The 15,263-nt window shown below is 64.7% G+C and carries 12 protein-coding genes, 2 tRNA genes and 1 pseudogene; 6 read left to right on the top strand and 9 right to left on the bottom strand.

The genetic code is table 11. The annotated features are described in order from the left end of the window. Positions 1 to 77: 77 nt before the first annotated feature. The 4 genes from ihfB to UAJ10_RS12650 all read right to left on the bottom strand — a co-directional run bounded on the left by ihfB (position 78) and on the right by UAJ10_RS12650 (position 4,781). Complete coding sequence (gene ihfB, locus UAJ10_RS12665; RefSeq protein ID WP_040845205.1) at positions 78 to 359, bottom strand: integration host factor subunit beta; 282 nt, start codon at positions 357 to 359, stop codon at positions 78 to 80. Positions 360 to 814: 455 nt separating this feature from the next. After that, positions 815 to 2,539 carry a 30S ribosomal protein S1 gene (gene rpsA / locus UAJ10_RS12660; RefSeq protein ID WP_004272478.1) on the bottom strand — a complete coding sequence of 575 codons (1,725 nt, stop codon included), beginning with the start codon at positions 2,537 to 2,539 and terminating at the stop codon, positions 815 to 817. Positions 2,540 to 2,686: 147 nt separating this feature from the next. After that, complete coding sequence (gene cmk, locus UAJ10_RS12655; protein WP_322915682.1) at positions 2,687 to 3,361, bottom strand: (d)CMP kinase; 675 nt, start codon at positions 3,359 to 3,361, stop codon at positions 2,687 to 2,689. 100 nt (positions 3,362 to 3,461) lie between these two features. Beyond that, positions 3,462 to 4,781: a 3-phosphoshikimate 1-carboxyvinyltransferase gene (locus UAJ10_RS12650; protein WP_322915681.1), complete on the bottom strand. Its 1,320-nt coding sequence runs from the start codon at positions 4,779 to 4,781 to the stop codon at positions 3,462 to 3,464. A 275-nt stretch (positions 4,782 to 5,056) separates the two neighbouring features. Between UAJ10_RS12650 and UAJ10_RS12645 the strand changes: the two genes are divergently transcribed. The 3 genes from UAJ10_RS12645 (at position 5,057) to UAJ10_RS12635 (ending at position 6,036) form a co-directional block, all read left to right on the top strand. Beyond that, positions 5,057 to 5,461 (top strand): TIGR02300 family protein, encoded by a 405-nt coding sequence (locus tag UAJ10_RS12645; protein WP_322915680.1) that lies wholly within the window; start codon positions 5,057 to 5,059, stop codon positions 5,459 to 5,461. A 147-nt stretch (positions 5,462 to 5,608) separates the two neighbouring features. Further along, positions 5,609 to 5,684 (top strand) — tRNA-Ala (locus tag UAJ10_RS12640). Positions 5,685 to 5,960: 276 nt separating this feature from the next. Beyond that, positions 5,961 to 6,036 (top strand) — tRNA-Ala (locus tag UAJ10_RS12635). 56 nt (positions 6,037 to 6,092) lie between these two features. Here the strand turns inward: UAJ10_RS12635 and UAJ10_RS12630 are convergent. After that, positions 6,093 to 7,205, bottom strand: coding sequence for a tyrosine-type recombinase/integrase (locus tag UAJ10_RS12630; protein WP_322915679.1), 1,113 nt, complete (start codon positions 7,203 to 7,205; stop codon positions 6,093 to 6,095). Positions 7,206 to 7,228: 23 nt separating this feature from the next. Then, a pseudogene (locus tag UAJ10_RS29880) lies at positions 7,229 to 7,420 on the bottom strand (helix-turn-helix domain-containing protein); the annotation flags it as partial. A gap of 592 nt (positions 7,421 to 8,012) precedes the next feature. Here UAJ10_RS29880 and UAJ10_RS12625 point away from each other — a divergent pair. After that, the gene (locus UAJ10_RS12625) at positions 8,013 to 9,107 is read left to right on the top strand and encodes an AAA family ATPase (RefSeq protein ID WP_322915678.1); all 1,095 of its coding nucleotides are present in this window, start codon (positions 8,013 to 8,015) and stop codon (positions 9,105 to 9,107) included. Further along, on the top strand, positions 9,104 to 11,386 hold the full coding sequence (locus UAJ10_RS12620; protein ID WP_322915677.1) for a S8 family peptidase: 2,283 nt from the start codon (positions 9,104 to 9,106) through the stop codon (positions 11,384 to 11,386). Before UAJ10_RS12625 ends, UAJ10_RS12620 begins: the two co-directional genes overlap by 4 nt. 13 nt (positions 11,387 to 11,399) lie before the next feature. On the opposite strand, the gene UAJ10_RS12615 is transcribed toward UAJ10_RS12620, so the two are convergent. Next, entirely contained in the window at positions 11,400 to 11,570 is a 171-nt protein-coding gene (locus UAJ10_RS12615) for a hypothetical protein (protein ID WP_322915676.1), read from the bottom strand. Beyond that, positions 11,548 to 12,528 carry a hypothetical protein gene (locus UAJ10_RS12610; RefSeq protein WP_322915675.1) on the bottom strand — a complete coding sequence of 327 codons (981 nt, stop codon included), beginning with the start codon at positions 12,526 to 12,528 and terminating at the stop codon, positions 11,548 to 11,550. Before UAJ10_RS12610 ends, UAJ10_RS12615 begins: the two co-directional genes overlap by 23 nt. Positions 12,529 to 12,792: 264 nt before the next feature. Between UAJ10_RS12610 and UAJ10_RS12605 the strand changes: the two genes are divergently transcribed. Then, positions 12,793 to 14,661, top strand: a complete 1,869-nt coding sequence (locus UAJ10_RS12605; RefSeq protein WP_322915674.1) for a M14 family metallopeptidase — start codon at positions 12,793 to 12,795, stop codon at positions 14,659 to 14,661. 64 nt (positions 14,662 to 14,725) lie between these two features. Here the strand turns inward: UAJ10_RS12605 and msrA are convergent, their stop codons facing one another. Beyond that, on the bottom strand, positions 14,726 to 15,235 hold the full coding sequence (msrA, locus tag UAJ10_RS12600; protein WP_322915673.1) for a peptide-methionine (S)-S-oxide reductase MsrA: 510 nt from the start codon (positions 15,233 to 15,235) through the stop codon (positions 14,726 to 14,728). Between the last annotated feature and the right edge of the window lie 28 nt (positions 15,236 to 15,263).

Below are 15,263 nucleotides of genomic sequence, written 5' to 3'. Positions count from 1 at the left end.
GATGGGGCGGCCCCTGGGGGCGGCGCTGAGAAGGCCCCGACGGAACCGCCGGGGCCGGGTCCCTCAGATGGGGGCTATCAGTCGGTGTTCAACTGCTCACGCAGCTGCTTGCCCGTCTTGAAGAAGGGAATGAACTTCTCATCCACGTCCACCGCCTGGCCCGTGCGGGGGTTGCGGCCGGTGCGGGCGTCACGCCGCTTCACGGAGAAGGCGCCGAAGCCGCGCAGCTCCACCCGGTCACCCCGGGCCAGGGCCTCGGTGATCTCGTCGAAAATGGTGGTGACGATCTTTTCCACATCGCGCTGGTAGAGGTGCGGATTGAGTTCCGCCAGCCGCATGATGAGTTCCGACTTGGTCATCGGCAATTCCCCCTTGGGCAATCGGTCCCGGTCTCGCGGGACCGCTATCTTTATCGTGTCGTTGGTGCCTCCCGGCAGGCCGGCGGCCTGGGTGTACATCCACCCATGCCTAGCGGGTTCCGATACCGCGTCCCGCTTCCCCTGGTGACCGGCCTCGGCCGAGATCCGCTGGGGTCGGGGTCACGGCCTCCGTCGCCGCCCGTCCTATCGCAACTGTGCCGGAGCGGACCCGTCCTGGCAAGGGTAAGGTCTTCATACTCTTGCATTATCGCTGGTCAAGCCGCTCTTTTCCCCCACCGAACGGGCTCAGCCTTTCGGAGGCATGTCCCCCATCCGGTCGAGCCATCCGGCGGAATGGCCCCCAAAGAAAAAGGCCGCCCCCGGTTGCCCGGGAACGGCCCTTTCTCATTCAAGACCCGGCTGGGTCCCGAGACTCAGTCCTGACGGACCAAATCTCAGGCCTCGTCCTTGTCCTTCTGGGCGCGCTTCAGCGCGGCGCCCAGGATGTCGCCCAGCGAGGCGCCCGAGTCGGACGAACCGAACTCGGCCATCGCCTGCTTCTCTTCCTCGACTTCCTTCGCCTTGATCGACAGGCCGATCTTGCGGCTGGCGCGATCGATCTGCGTGACCTTGGCGTCGACCTTCTCGCCGACGGCGAAACGGTCCGGGCGCTGCTCGGAACGCTCACGCGACAGGTCGGACTTGCGGATGAAGCCGGTGAAGCCGTCGACGACCGACACCTCGATGCCGCCCTCGGTGATGGCGGTGACGGTGCAGGTGACGACGTCGTTCTTCTTGACGCCGGCGACGGTGGCTTCGAACGGATCGCTGGCCAGCTGCTTGATGCCCAGGCTGATGCGTTCCTTTTCCACGTCGACGTCCAGGACCTTCACGCGGACGTGATCGCCCTTCTTGTAGTCCTGGATGGCCTCTTCACCCGACTTGTTCCAGTCGAGGTCGGACATGTGGACCATGCCGTCGATGTCGCCCGGCAGACCAACGAACAGACCGAACTCGGTGATGTTCTTGACCTCGCCTTCCAGCTCGGTGCCGGCCGGGAACTTGTCGACGAACGTCTCCCATGGGTTGTCCAGGCACTGCTTGAGGCCCAGGGAGATGCGGCGCTTCTGCGGATCCACGTCCAGCACCATGACCTCGACCTCCTGGGAGGTGGAGACGATCTTGCCGGGGTGGACGTTCTTCTTGGTCCAGGACATCTCGGAGACGTGCACCAGACCCTCGATGCCGGGCTCCAGCTCCACGAAGGCGCCGTAGTCGGTGATGTTGGTGACGCGCCCCTTGAACTTGGCGCCGACCGGGTACTTGGCTTCCACGCCTTCCCACGGATCAGCCTCAAGCTGCTTCATGCCCAGGCTGATGCGCTGGGTTTCGGAGTTGAAGCGGACGACCTGGACCGTGACGGTCTGGCCGATCTGCAGGGCTTCCGACGGGTGGTTGATGCGGCGCCAGGCGATGTCGGTGACGTGCAGCAGGCCGTCGACACCACCCAGATCCACGAACGCGCCGTAGTCGGTGATGTTCTTGACCACACCCTGCAGAACCTGGCCTTCCTTGAGGTTGGCCACCAGCTCCGACCGGGCCTCGGCGCGGCTCTCTTCCAGAACGGCGCGACGCGACACGACGATGTTGCCGCGCGAGCGGTCCATCTTCAGGATCTGGAAGGGCTGCGGGGTGCCCATCAGCGGGGAGATGTCGCGCACCGGGCGGATGTCCACCTGGCTGCCCGGCAGGAAGGCCACGGCGCCCGACAGGTCGACCGTGAAACCGCCCTTGACGCGGCCGAAGATGATGCCGGTGACGCGCTGCTGTTCGGTGAACGCGCGCTCCAGCTGGGTCCAGGCCTCTTCGCGCTTGGCCTTCTCGCGCGACAGCATGGCTTCGCCGTGCTTGTCTTCCATGCGCTCGAGGTAAACCTCGACCGTGTCGCCGATCTTCAGCTCAACCGGCTGACCGGGGACGGCGAATTCCTTCAGCGCGACCCGGCCTTCGGACTTCAGACCAACGTCGATGAGCACCATGTCGTTCTCGATGTTGAGAACGGTGCCCTTAACCACCGTGCCTTCGAGGCTCTCGCTCGTGCCGAGCGACTCTTCCAGAAGGGCGGCGAAACTTTCCTTCATCCCACGGTCTTGGGACTTGGCGGCGGAAACCTGGGCCATTTAAACTCCTTGAGTGGATCCAGCACAGGCCCGTTCCAACCCCCCGGCAGACGCCCGGCCGACAGGAGGTTAACTTGGCCCATGGCGTCGGACACCATGCCCGGCGACTTGGGTTGAGTTGGGGGCCGCGCGGCCTAACCGTCCGTTTTAAAGGAAGCCGGGAAACGCGGGTCTGGAGCGGATGAAGTCCGTGGCGGCGACGAATGCCTGTTCGGCATCCATCATGGACGTATCAAGCAAAAACGCGTCGACAGCGGGCTTCAGCGGTGCCACCGCCCGTTGACTGTCACGCGCATCACGAACTTTCATGTCCTCCAGGACGGCCTCGTATATAGCCTCAGCGCCAGTATTCCGCAACTCCGACAAACGGCGCTGGGCGCGGACCGCAACGTCGGCGGTCACGTAGAGCTTGGCGGGCGCGTCGGGGCAGACCACGGTGCCGACGTCACGGCCATCCAACACCGCGCCTTTGGCCCCGCCAGGCGGGTGGTTGGCGAAATCCCGCTGGAAATCCAACAGGGCGGCCCGCACCTCGGGTACCACCGAGACCTTGGAGGCGGCGACCGCAACCGCGTCCTGCCGCAGCGCCGGGTCGTTCATCAGGGGCAGCACGGTGGCGGCGTCCAGGCCCTGGGCGGCCGCGATGGCGGCGGCGGCGTCATCCGGCGCATGGCCGGCCCGCAACAGCGTCAACCCCACCGCGCGGTACAGCGCACCCGTGTCCAGGTGGGCGAAGCCCAGGGTGGCGGCCAGGCGGCGGGCCAGCGTGCCCTTGCCGCTGGCGGCGGGGCCATCGATGGCGACGATGAAGGAAGAGGTCATGGGATCGGGCGCCTTCGCCAAGCAGGAAGGAACAGGAAAGAAGGGTTGGCCGGTGGCCTAACACCGCCCGCCCCGCCTGGCAAGCCGGCCCCGCCCCCCTTCAGCCCCGCGTGATGGCGGCGCCAAGGGCGTTCAGCAGCCGGGCGGCCGCCGGGTCCAGGTCGGCCCGCACGGCGACGGGATGCGCGGCGGCGGTGCCCAGCGCCAGGAAGGCCGGCGCCAGATCGGCATCGACACCCACCGTCGCCCCGCCCCGGGGCGGCCCGCCGCCGCCGGTGATGGTCAGGACATCCGTCGCCGCCGACGCCGTGACGCCGCAGGCGCCCAGGGCCGCCACCAGGGGCGGCACCGTCCGGGCCAGGCGGGGCGTCAGCTCCCGCAGTACCGTCGTGCCCCCGGCGCAGGACGCCGCCACCGCCACCAGCGCCAGTTCCGCGGCGCTGAGGGACGCGGCCGCGACCTCCACCCCGCGCAAGGGCCGCGCCTGCGGCTGCAGCCGCAGGTCGGCCACGGGTTCGCCCTCGCCGACGGGCTGGTCCTGTGCCGTCAGGTCGGCCCCCATGTCACGCAGCACGGCAAACAGAGCGATGCGATGTTCGTTGACGCCGACGTGGGACAGCGCGACGCCGGGGCCGGAGCGCAAGGCGGCGGCCACCAGGGCCGCACCCACCAGGGAGGCGTCGCCCGGCACGGCCACCCGGGCCGGTCGCAGTTCACGCTGGCCATCGACGCTGACGGCCCAGGCGCCGTCCGGCTGGTGGCGGGCGGTGACGGCGGCGCCGAACTGGCGCAGCAGGCGTTCGGTATGGTCGGCGGTGGGCGAATCCTCCACCACCGTGGTGCGGCCGGCGGTATTGAGCGCGGCCAGCAACAGCGCGGACTTCACCTCGCACGCCACCGGGGCCAGTGGGCGGTGATCCACCGGCACCGGCCGGGCCGTGCCCCGCACCAGCAGCGGTGGGTGGGCGGCCCCCAGCCCATCACCCGCCGGGGTGAAGGCCGCCCCCATGCGGGACAGGGGCGGCAGTGCCGCCTTCAGGAAAGCGGCGGCGGCGGGATGGCTGGTGGTGAGGAAGGTTTCCCCCTCTTGCGTGGACAAGAGGCCGGCCAGCAAGGCGAAGGCCACGCCGTCGGGGCCGACGTCCAGCAGGCCCGGGGCCTGGCGCAGGCCGCCCACGCCCACGCCGTGGATCCGCCAGGCGCCCTCGCCCATCCGTTCAAGGTGGGCCCCCAGCGCGCGCAGGGCCTGCGCCAGTGTTTCCAATCCGGCGGGCGCGCCCGTCACCCGGCTTTCCCCCACGGCCAGCGCCGCCAGCACCAGCGCGCGCGCCGCGATGGCGGCGTCGCCCGGCACCACCGCGGCACCGCCCAGCGGAGGAACCGGGGATGAGATCCAGGTGGATAAGGCGGGCGCGGACATGGGAATTGGAGTCCCTGGAGTGACGGGGCGGAACAGCGTCCAGGATGGCCCCACCCCCGCCGCCGCGCAAGGCGTTGGGGCCTGGGGAGGCCCGGCGGGTACCGCCCCATGAGATGAAAGCCCCCCTTGTGGGTGTCTTCGTGGGTGTCTTCATGGATTCACGTTTGACAGGGGGCGGGCTTCATGGCAAACGCCCGCTCCTGTACCTTTTTATATGGAGCGTGGACATGGCCGGCCCGGGCCGTCGTCACGCGTGTTTTTGACGGAGGATTGCCGTGGCGAAACCGGAATGGGGCACCAAGCGGATCTGCCCGAACTGCGGCACCCGCTATTACGACATGCGGAAGAATCCGCCGACCTGCCCCTCGTGCTCGACCGTGTTCGATCCTGAGGCCCTGCTGAAGTCCCGCCGCGCCCGCCCCATCCTGGCCGACGACACCAAGAAGCCGGTCTTGGATGACGAGGACACCGGCGTCGAGGTAGAGGACGAGGAGAAGGAAGAGGTCTTGGAAGAGGCCGAGGTCGACCTGGAGGTCGATGACCTGGAGGAAGCCGAGACCGCCGACGACGTGCCCGGCGACGATGACGAGGACGTCCTGCTGGAGGACGCCGAGGAACTGGGCGACGAGGATGACATGGGCGAAGTGGTCGACGTCGAAGGTGGCGACGAGGACCGCTAAAGTCTGAGGAATTTCAGGGCGTTGGCCGTTTCGGAAAAAAGTTTTGGAATCCAGAATTTTTCTCTTGATCCGGCCGGCGCATCTGAGCATATTCCCGCCCACACCACGCCAGCCCCCAGGCGGCGCGGACCGAGTTAAAAATGGTTTGGGGCTATAGCTCAGCTGGGAGAGCGCTACAATGGCATTGTAGAGGTCAGCGGTTCGATCCCGCTTAGCTCCACCAAATCCGAAAGGCCGGCTGACGACTCAGCCGGCCTTTCGTGTTTTTTGGCCTGATTGACTGGCCCTGCCACCTGCTTTTTCTTCCCCGATGCCGGCGTCATCATTAACCGACTTGGGGCACCTGGGGCGGCGGCCCCTGTCACATGACTGAAAGACATGCCAGGGTCGCGGATGAAATTGCGCGCTTGATCTCCGCCCCGCATCTGCGCATATTCCCGGCCTCACCGCCGCCGCCCAGGTCATGGGCCCCAGAGGCGGGGACCGAATTCAAAGGTTCGGGGCTATAGCTCAGCTGGGAGAGCGCTACAATGGCATTGTAGAGGTCAGCGGTTCGATCCCGCTTAGCTCCACCAACTTCCTCAAGGGGTTGCGCGCAAACGCAGCCCCTTTTGGCTGACCCGGTAGCACGCTAGTCGCACGCACCGTGGTTGATGACAGGACAAGGCGAAGGCAGTTCCACCCGCGTCGCCAAGTCCACGAAGTACGCCTCGGTAGCCCGGAGTGCGCCCGCCAGCGCCTCCGGGTTTCCTTTTGCGTAACGCTCCGTCGTTCTATACCCGCTGCTATGTCCTAGCCAACCGGCAACCTCCCAAACGGGAACGCCCCGGATGCGCAGCTCCGTGGCCATGGTGTGCCGCAAGGTATAGGGCGATACCTCCGCCCCCAGCCCCGCCCGATCACGCGCGCGGTTAAAGGCCCGCCCGATGTCCCGGACGTGCCGGCCGCCATAGCTGATCACCGGCCCCGCCGGCAGGCCCAGCAGCCGCGTGGCCAGGGTGTCGCACAACGGCAGGGTGGGATTGCGCTTCTTCGTCTGCCGCGCCCCGGGAGGGTGCAGCCGGACCAGGCGGCGGTGGAGGTCCACCTGGTCGCCCGTGAGGCGCAGCAGGGCGTTGGGACGCGCCGCGGTGCCCACGGCCAGCATGAGGAACATGCCGAGGTGGTCATGCTCCACCTGGGCGAACAGCGCGGCCATCTCGTCCACGGCCAACACCCGCTCGCGCGGCGCCCCCTCCGGCGCCAGCGACAGGTCGATTCGCGGCGCCCAGGCGATTTCCCCATGCTGTGCCGCCCGGTTAAGGGCGCGCGCGCCATTGGCCAGCACGCGGCGTATATAACCGCTGCTCAGCCCCTTTTCCCGCAGCGCCTGAACGAAGGCCCGGACCCGCTGGTGGGTGATCTCGGAGATGGTGGCGCCGGCGAAGAAGTCCGACCATTTCTTCAGGGCGATTCGCGTCTGGTCGGCGCTGCGCAGGTCCCGCCCCTCCTGCTCCCAATACCGGACCAGACAGTCCTCCAGCAGGACCTCCGCCGCCGGCTCCTGCCGCATGACGCGGTTGACCGTCACCCATTGCGCGAGGGCGAGCTGGGCTTGCTGAAGATCATCTGTGCCGAGCGATGCGCGACGCGTCTGGTGGGTGCCGGGATCGTACCAGGTGCGGCACCAGGCATCGCTGTTGGGACGCTGGGAGAGCCAGTAATCGCCGATCTGCCCGAGGTGACCGGCACGCTTTCGGGGCATGGGGTAAAGCTCCTGCGAGAAATGTAGTCCACCAAATGCTGATGCGTGTATCTGAACCGCCCGCCGATCTCGATATAGCCAATCCGCCCATCAACTCTTTGACGGCGCAACGTCCAAACCGAAATCCCCAAAACTTGCGCGGCTTCCTTCTCAGAAAGGAGCTTTGGTATTTCCTCAATCAAGATTGCCACCTGCTTACCAAAAGTTCGCGTCATAGCGCCTGCAACCGGAAGACTTATTAGCTCGCAATAGCCAATACTAGGCACCGCCACGCCGACGCCACCTCACTATTGCTCCATATTTCACTAAATATCAACGCCAAATCTACAACGATATTACATCTATAGTTTAGCTAAACCGGAGACGACTTATTCGACCGCCACCTGTTCTTGGCGTTTGGATTTTAGCGGCTAAAATGCATCAGCTTGAGAACTTGGTATGGAAACGGACTCAAGCATCGAACCACCGCCGGCGGATGCCGGCTAAACCTCGTAGAGCAGGCGGCCGTCGAGCAACGCGAGTAAGAGCCGGTGGTGTGGACCCACACCACCTATCCTGCCCTGCCATCAGCCTTTATCTGGCTTTAATTCCCTATACTTTTCGTGAGTTTGCTTGAATTTCGATGATCTTCCGCCGGCAAAACCTGAAAGGCGCAGACTGGCGCATGGCCGCGTCCTACTGCCGGGCCGGTCCCATATCGGCGGCATCCTATCAAAATCCGCCACGCCGCTATGGACTAGATTGCGAACGTACCTTAATATCTAGTCCATAACGATATGGCAGGCAGATATAGGGAATTGTCCAATCATGGACTTGTCGCTGAATGTATATGAAAATCTAGTCCAGCTGGCCCGACTAGGGCTGGCAGGCCGCTCGCAGGACGTACAGGCCTATCTGCGCCAGATCATCCGGCGCCTTGGAAAGGCTGAGCCGGCGCTCGCGCAGCAACTGTCAGAGCTTCTGGCAAAGGCCCCGAGCGCTTTGTCACCGTTGCGTGACTTTGGAAGCGCCATCGTACCCGTTGATGCAGACTCACGGTTGGCTTTGGCTAAAAATGAATATCCGGTGCTCGTGCCAAACGCGCCAATCCTTGAGGAGATGCTGCGCATTAAAATAGATCAAGTCGTACAAGAGAGATCGCACCTGACTGCCCTCGAAGCCCAGGGCCTTGGCCCCACACGGTCTTTATTATTTGTTGGACCACCCGGCGTTGGAAAGACATTTAGCGCACGCTGGCTGGCAAGTTTACTCGATCGTCCATTAATTACACTTGATCTAGCAACTGTTATGAGCAGTTACCTGGGAAAGACAGGCTCTAATATTCGTTCCGTACTCGAGTACGCCAAGAGCGTCGAGTCAGTTCTCTTGCTAGATGAGTTCGATGCCATTGCAAAACGTCGCGATGATGAAGGCGATGTTGGAGAGTTAAAGCGCTTGGTTACGGTGATCTTGCAGGAAATCGATGACTGGCCCTCAACCAGCCTGTTAATCGCCGCTACCAATCATGGCGAGCTTCTCGATCCTGCAATCTGGCGCCGCTTCGATGATGTTCTAGAATTTCACCTGCCCTCGGCAGATCTGCGCGAAAGGACTTTACGAGATCTGTTCGGCGACAGCGCGCAGCGAATCGACGCGTGGCTACCTATTCTGACCGACCTCTGGGCGGATCGCTCCTTCAGCGATTTGACGCGCAGTGTTCAATGGGCCCGACGCCGCGCCACAACTATGGGAATCGACGTGGTCGAGGTTCTGCTGGACCAGATTGGTGGTGAACTACGGCTCAGCACCGCTGAAACGCGCAAGCAGGCGGCGAAGATTCTTAGCGAGGCCGGCTACAGCGACCGGCGGATCAGTGAATTGGTCGGCATCTCGCGCGACACTATTCGCAAGGGGAGAGGATGAACATGGCGGCAACACGCTACCTGATTGGGCAGGGTGAAAAGCTCTCCGAGGAAATCGCGCGACCGCCGCGCGGCATGGGCGATAAGGCCCATCCTTATGCTTTTCCGTATGCGCAACGCCGCCTTGCCCCCCAGTGGCGACGTGCGAGCGATACCCTCCGTGGCTTGCCCAGTCTCGCTTGTCCTGGAGGTGAAGCAGCTATTGAGCTGACGCTGCACCCCAGTTATCTCGCAAAGAGCTACTATCCCGGCCATCTGCTGCGCGAACTCGGCCTATTCCATCTAGGCTCGCGCGCCGTGCATGTCGTGCCCGATAGCGTCGTCTCGTCGCGAGCGCTTGAAAGTGGCCAAGCACAGCCCGCGCCCGTGCTGTATCTCGGTGGAGAAATTGATCGGCTAATCGCCTTTGGTGATCAAATCGATGAGTGGATGCCAGACGATGAGCGTGTGCAAGATGATTTTCGCAAAATTGAATCCATTGCCACGCCAAGTAACAGCCGACTGAAGACTTTATCAGAACGCTTTGCCGATCGCGACGAAATTCCTATGGAGGTGGTATTACATAGCCCTGATGTTCCGGGTAAAAACCATTACGTCGTCCTAGCTTTCCAAGAGTTTCTAGAATCGCTAGGCATCTCCTGTGACATCGGACGGGCCAGGCACGCCGGAGGCCTCGCGTTCCTGCCTCTACGAGCACCACGCGAACAGCTCGATGCCATCCTTGCCTTCACCTTTTTGCGTGCGCTCAGGGAGGCGCCGCGCATCCTCCCTTTCGATCCGATGATGCGCTCGATCGGTAGCGCTTTCACGGTGCCACTTCCCGCCGACAATGCCGCGACCGCTGATCTCTCCGTCGCGATCTTCGATGGTGGCCTGCCGGCCAACCATGGACTTGATCGATGGGTAACCTTGCACGACGCGCCCGGTGTCGGCGCACCAACAGCCGACGGCCAACGCCACGGCCTTGCAGTTACCTCAGCCTTCCTGTTCGGCCCGTTGACCCAAGGCCAACCCACACCCCTTCCCTACGCCAACGTTGACCACTGGCGCGTCTATGGCGAAGGCGACGATAATGATTTTGAAGCTTTCGCCATGCTCGACCGAATCGAAGACGTGCTGACTTCGCGGCGCTACGACTTCATCAACATCAGTCTGGGCCCATCCTATGCAATCGACGATGACGATGTGAGCCCATGGACCGCCCGACTTGACCAGTTGCTCGCCGGCGGTGATACCGTCGCAACGATCGCATGCGGCAACAACGGCGCGGCTGACCAAGCGACTGGCCTGCATCGAATCCAGCCCCCATCTGACGGCGTAAATGTGCTCGGCGTCGGCGCTAGCGATGGCTTCATGGCGGGCTGGCAGCGCGCGCCCTACAGCGCTTGGGGACCCGGCCGCAGCCCGGGTTACGTCAAGCCCGACTTCGTTTCATTCGGCGGATGCCACGGTCAACCGTTCCTCGCCCTTAGCGAAGTCTCACCGCCCCGCGCTCAAGGAACAATGGGCACCAGCTTCGCTGCACCTATCGCCATGCGGAGCGGCACAGGTATCCGCGCCCAGTTCACTGACGGTCTCTGGGCGCCAGCCATCAAAGCACTGCTCGTCCACCACGCAGCTGGAGATCTCGCCAAGCGCCCCGAGATCGGATGGGGTTTGTTATCCCACGGCCTGGGGGACCTCGTTCTCTGCGACGATTACGAGGCGCATATCGTCTACCAGCGGCAAATGCCCACAACTGGTGCTGTACGGCTATATCTTCCCATTCCTCCCGGTCTGACTGGCAACGTAGAAATCAAAGCGACCTTTAGTTTCTACTGCGACGTTGATCCCGAGGACGCGATCAACTACACGCGCGGCGGCCTCGACATCCAATTCCGCCCAGATACAACGCGCATTCCGCCGCCATACGAGAAGGATGGCAAGCTGATTACGCCGACTGTACCCGCCTCGGAAAGCTTCTTCTCCGCCAAGAACTTTTATGCCACTGAGCATATGCAACGGGACGATGCGCAGAAATGGGAAACGACACTGACCCGCACAAAGACCAAGCGTGCGTCCTCACTAGTCCAACCCGCCTTCGACGTCAGCTATATCGCGCGCGAAAACGGCCACATTGGCGGTCGCCCCTCCAACATGAAGTTCGCGTTGGTGTTGACGTTGCGCAATAAGTCAGCACGCGATCTTTATGATCGGGTGATCGTAAGTTCGGCCAATCGGCTACAGCCGATGCGGCCCCGCGTTGGCGTCCAAGTCCCGCTGCGTCTCCGTGTTAGTTAGGGGGGCCGGTAGCCTACGCTTGCCGCAGCCTAAGCACCTTCACCACCTCGGCCACCGCCAACCGAAGTACCTTCAGATCCGCGTCTTGCGCACAAAGCTCCAAGTAAGTCGCGATCATCTGATCGTCGGTTAGAAAGTCGCTTTCCTCGAAAGGCTTGAAATCACTCAACTCGAAACCGCTCATCTTCATTCAGATTCCCCTCACCCTGAAACCGTGCCCAAACGCGCGGTTGCTCCGTGGCCAAAAACTCGTCGGCGATAGCCGGCACCCATTCCCGCAGCTCGAACATCGGCGCCTGCGCACCGGCACGCCGGGCACGAGCATGCCATCGGAGCCGGCATGAGGCATCAAGCCCCTCCATCGTCTGAACCGCGTAGGCGGCGACGGGTTCGAGGGGACGCGCGATGGCCATCGTACCGGCCGATTCCTCGCAGCGTTGGCGAGCGACCGCCAGCCCCTCAAGCTCCCGCCTCACTTCCCAGGCTTGCAGCCCCTGGCCCGCCAGACGCTCCGCCAAGCCCCGGACCAGATCGGCGCCCACACGCCCCACGGCGTCCAGCACGTCGCGCCGGGCGTTGTCCAATTGCCAGGGCGTGGCGCTCGCCTGCTGGATGCGACGGGCCAGGCGCTCCACCTCCAGGTCCGTTGCCCCTGGCGTAATCCCCCGGCCGGCACAGGAGGTTTCTTTCCCCTGTTTGGCGGCACCTGGTGCCGGTAAGGCCGGCGCCTCCTGCCGGTCAGCGCTCCAGGATGGGGTATCCCCTGCCGCCTCCGCCGGTTCCTGACCGGCACCTGGTGCCGGTTTGAGCGCCAGGCCGTAGTGGGAGGACCGGGCCTGCCGCCGGGTTACCCGCAGGAAGCCGCCTTCCACCAGCGCGGTGATGGCCTTGCGCACCGACCGCTCGCAGAAGCCGGCGACGCGGACGATGCTTTCCAGGCTGGGGCAGGTCAGGCCGGTTTGGGAGTTGTGGAAGCGAATCAGGGCCGCCGCGACGGCGACGACGATTCCGCCCAGGTCGGCGTCCTGGACCTGCTCCAGCCAGCGTAGCCTATTGACAGGGGAGAGACCGGCGGTAGGGTTGGGGCCGGCCCAGGAGAACGGGGTTGGAGCGCTTTGGTCTCGAACGCAAGTGACACGCATAGCCTGCTAAGCCTTTGATGACGTTGCGTGCGTTTGCTCTTGCTGGCCGGATCAAGCCTTTGATTTCGTTGGAAGTTGCATGCAATGGCATTGTAGAGGTCAGCGGTTCGATCCCGCTTAGCTCCACCAAATCCGAAAGCCCGGCTGGCCTGTCCAGCCGGGCTTTCGCGCTTTCGGGGTTCTGGCAAAAGCATTCTTGAAAGCGGCCCGCCCGCCGGGTGATGGTCGAACCTCATCCCTTCGCCCCTTCCCCGAGTCCCGCCCATGCCCCGTTCCCATCGCCTGGCGCTCTGCGCCATCCTGATGCTGTCCGTCGCCGCCCCCGCTTTGGCGGCCGCGCCCGGTCCCCAGAACGGTCCTGAGAACCGTCCCCAGCAGACCGAGCCGTGGGACACGGATTTCCTGCCGCCGCTGCCGCCCTGGCATGGCGCCTCGGAAAAGCTGGTGGTGCCGGCGGGGGACCCCTGGGCCACCCCGGCGGAGCTGACGGGTCTGACCGCCACGCCCAGCTATGACGAGACCCGCGCCTTCGTCGATCGCCTGGTCGCCGCCTCCCCCCTGCTGCGGCAGGAGGTCTTCGGCACCTCGCCCGAGGGACGCGAGATGGTGGCGGTGCTGGCGGCCAAGGGGCTGATCGATGGCAAGCCCGATCCGACCAAACCCCTGCTGCTGGTGCAGGCCGGCATCCATGCGGGCGAGATCGACGGCAAGGACGCCGGGCTGATGCTGTTGCGCGACATCACCCAGCGGGGCAAGGACGGCCTGCTGGACCGGGCGAACCTGCTGTTCGTGCCCGTCTTCAACGTCGATGGTCATGAGCGCGCCGGCGCCTACAACCGCCCCAACCAGCGCGGTCCCATGAACCAGGGCTGGCGCACCACGGCGCAAAACCTGAACCTCAACCGCGACTACGGCAAGCTGGACACGCCCGAGATGCGGGCCATGATCGGCCTGATCCACCGCTATCAGCCCGACCTGTACCTGGACATCCATGTCACCGACGGCATGGACTATGCCTACGACATCACCTTCGGCAATGACGAGGGTGCCGCCGGCGACCTGTTCTCCCCCGCCATCGACCGCTGGCTGGCCGGCCCCTTCAAGACGGCGGTGAGCCAGGCCCTGGCCAAGGCCGGCCACATCCCCGGCCCCCTGGTGACGGAGGCCGACGGCCGCAAGCCGGAGGGCGGCATCGCCGGCGGCACCACGCCGCTGCGCTATTCCATCGGCTACGGCAACCTGGCGCACATCCCCACCGTGCTGGTGGAGAACCATTCGCTGAAGCCCTACCGCCAGCGGGTGCTGGGCACCTATGTGCTGATCGAGCGGTCGCTGACCCTGTTGGCGGAACAGGGCGCCGGCCTGCGCCAGGCCGTGGCGTCCGACCGCGCCCGCCGCCCCGCCACCCTGCCCATGGCGTTCGAGACGGAGAAGACGCCCAGCGCCAGCGTGGAGTTCCGGACCATGCGGCACGAGAACTATATCTCCCCCGCCTCGGGCGGGGTGGAGGTGCGCTGGTTGGGCCGGCCTGGCGCCACGGTGCGCATGCCGGTCTACCTGGACCACCCCAGCGTCACCGTCGCGCGGCCGGAGGCCTATTGGGTGCCGGCGACCAAGCCGGAGATCATCACGCGGCTACGGCTGCACGGCGTGGCGATGGAAACGCAGGACCGGCCACGCGAGGTCACGGTGGACACCGTGCGCCTGACGGAGCCCAAGCTGGCCACCGAGAGCAACGAGGGCCACGTCATGCTGGACACGGCCGGGTACGTGCATGAGACCCGCACGGTGCTCTACACCAAGGGCAGTGTGCGCGTGCCCACCGACCAGCCCCTGGGCGACCTGGCCGGCCAACTGCTGGAGGCGGAGAGCACCGAGTCGTTCCTGGCCTGGGGCTTCTTCCCCGAAATCCTGCAGCGCACGGAATATATCGAGCCCTACGCCATCGCCCCGCTGGCCGAGCGCATGCTGGCCGCGGACCCGGCCCTGAAAGCCGCCTTCGAGGCCAAGCTGAAGGCCGACCCCGCTTTCGCCGCCAGCCCCGACCAGCGCCTGGCCTGGTTCTACGACCGCACGCCCTATAGCGACGCCGCCTACCTGCGCTATCCCGTGGGGCGGGAGATGGGGCGCTGACGCCAAAAAGGCCGCCCCCGGGACTGGAGACGGCCCTTCTTCGGTTCAGCACATGGGCGCGGGCTTACTTGCCGGTCAGCACCCAGTCCGGGCGGACCCAGTGGCAGGTGTAGCCGCCGATGTTCTTTTCCAGATAGTCCTGGTGATAGTCCTCGGCCTCCCAGAAGGTGCCGGCGGGAACGATCTGAGTGACGACCTTGCCGGGCCAGCGGCCCGACGCGTCAACCTCGGCCGTCACCTCCTCAGCCGCCGCCTTCTGCTCGGGCGTGGCGTAGAAGATGGCGCTGCGGTACTGGCTGCCGATGTCGTTGCCCTGGCGGTTGGTGGTCGTCGGGTCGTGAATTTGGAAGAAGAACTCGATCAGGCGGCGGTAGGTCAGCTTGGCCGGGTCGAAGGTGATCTCGATGGCTTCGGCATGGCCGGTGGTGCCGGTCTTCACGTCCTTGTAGGTCGGGTTCCGCAGCTCACCGCCGATGTAGCCCACGCGGGTATCCACCACGCCCGGCACCTTGCGGATCAAATCTTCCATACCCCAGAAGCAGCCACCAGCCAGCGTCGCGGTTTCGGTCGTCATTGTCGTCATCCTTGGGAAAGGCAAACAG

Source organism: Nitrospirillum guaranorum, assembly GCF_034653275.1.
In the GTDB taxonomy this organism is placed as follows: domain Bacteria; phylum Pseudomonadota; class Alphaproteobacteria; order Azospirillales; family Azospirillaceae; genus Nitrospirillum.
This window is presented reverse-complemented; position numbering and strand designations above follow the sequence as displayed.